Below are 1,688 nucleotides of genomic sequence, written 5' to 3'. Positions count from 1 at the left end.
CCCCCGCTCCTGCGCCGGCCCCTGCTCCCGCACCGGCACCCGCGCCAGCCCCTGCGCCGGCTCCCGCGCCTGCACCGGCGCCAGCCCCTGCTCCCGCACCCGCGCCGGCACCCGCTCCCTCGGGCACGGCCTGCGACACGGCCACCGGCCGCGTGCTGCAGGTGGGCCCGGGCAAGACCTACAGCGTGCCGAGCGCCGCCGCCGCCGTGGCGCAGGCCGGTGACGTGATCAAGATCACCGCCGGCGACTACCGCGGTGACGCGGCGACCTGGAAGGCCAGCAACCTCACCATCTGCGGCGTGGGCGGCAAGGCCCGCCTGTTCGCCGATGGGAAAAACGTGCAGGGCAAGGGCCTGTGGGTGGTCTCCAGCCCCAACATCACGATCGACAACATCGAGTTCCGCAACGCCACCGTGCCCGACCAGAACGGCGCCGGCATCCGCGTGGAACCCGGCGTCAACCTGACGGTGCGCAACAGCGGCTTCTTCGACAACGAGAACGGCATCCTGGCCGCGGCCGGCGCGACCACGATCACGATCGACCGCTCCGAGTTCGGCCGCAACGGCCGGGGCGATGGCTACACGCACAACATCTACGTGAACCAGATCAACCGCATCGCGGTGACCTCCAGCTACTTCCACGAAGCCAAGATCGGCCACAACTTCAAGAGCCGGGCGAAGGAGTCGGTGATCGAGAACAGCTACTTCATGGACGGCGCCACCGGCACGTCGAGCTACCTGGCCGACTTCCCCAACGGCGGCAAGGTGGTGCTGAAGGGCAACATGTTCCACAAGGGCCCGAACGCGGACAACCCCAACGCCATCTCCTACGGCGCCGAGGGCCTGTCCAACCCGAGCAACACCTTCGAGGCCGTGCACAACACGGTGGTCATCACCCGCTCGGGCGGCGCCTTCCTGGCCATCGCCAACGGCACCAGCTCGGTCAAGCTCACGGCCAACCTGTTCGCCGGCACGGGCAGCCCCGCGCTGATCACCGGCGGGTACGCCGCCGGCAGCGCGGTGCAGTTGAACAACGTGACCTCGGTGGCCAGCAACATCCCGGGCGCGTCCAACGTCGCCACCCCGAACTTCTGGCCCAACGCGACGCTGCAGTCCCTGATTGCCCTGTCCGTGGTGCCCGACGCCAGCTACACCCGCGACGCGCCCGCGCCCTACGCACTGCGCGCGATCTCGGGCAGCCGCAAGGCCGGCGCGCTGCAGTCCGCGCCCTGAGCCCGGTCCGCGCACCGCTTACCAGGCCCGCCTCGCGCGGGCCTTTTTCATGCATCAAAGCGTATGAGCTGTTACGGCCGAAGCCGCGCCCAGCGGGGCTGCGGGGCAGGGCGGCGAATCTCGGTTACATAAAAACACGTTCTGTGGCAGGCGATCCGGTGCCAGCGGCCACACTGGCGACCATTTCCCGATCCTGGCGCGGGGCAGGGCGCTGAGCGGCGATACTCCACCCCGCACCCTTGTCTTCGATGGATCCGGACCCCTTCATCAGAACGCGGACGATTGGCCTGCCTGGCCGGTGTCTGTTTTTCTTCCGTTGCCTATCTTGAACATCCAACCCACTCCGCACCTGAGCGCCCCTGCTCGCCGCCTGTCCTCTTCCCTCGTTGTTCCCGGCTTCGCGCTGTTGCTGGCCGCCACCTTGAGCGCCTGTGGTGGTGGCGGTGGTGGAGGGGG

At 69.0% G+C, this 1,688-nt stretch carries 1 protein-coding gene; it reads left to right on the top strand.

Going from position 1 to position 1,688, the window contains the following annotated elements:
- On the top strand, positions 1 to 1,232 hold a 1,232-nt coding region (locus AC3WPZ_RS27910; protein ID WP_492442610.1), incomplete at its 5' end, for a right-handed parallel beta-helix repeat-containing protein.
- Positions 1,233 to 1,688: the final 456 nt, after the last annotated feature.

The organism is Hydrogenophaga sp. FW305-3-2-15-A-LB1, from assembly GCF_058787875.1.
The sequence above is the reverse complement of the archived record's forward strand: the minus strand, read 5'-3'. Positions and strand labels throughout refer to the sequence as shown.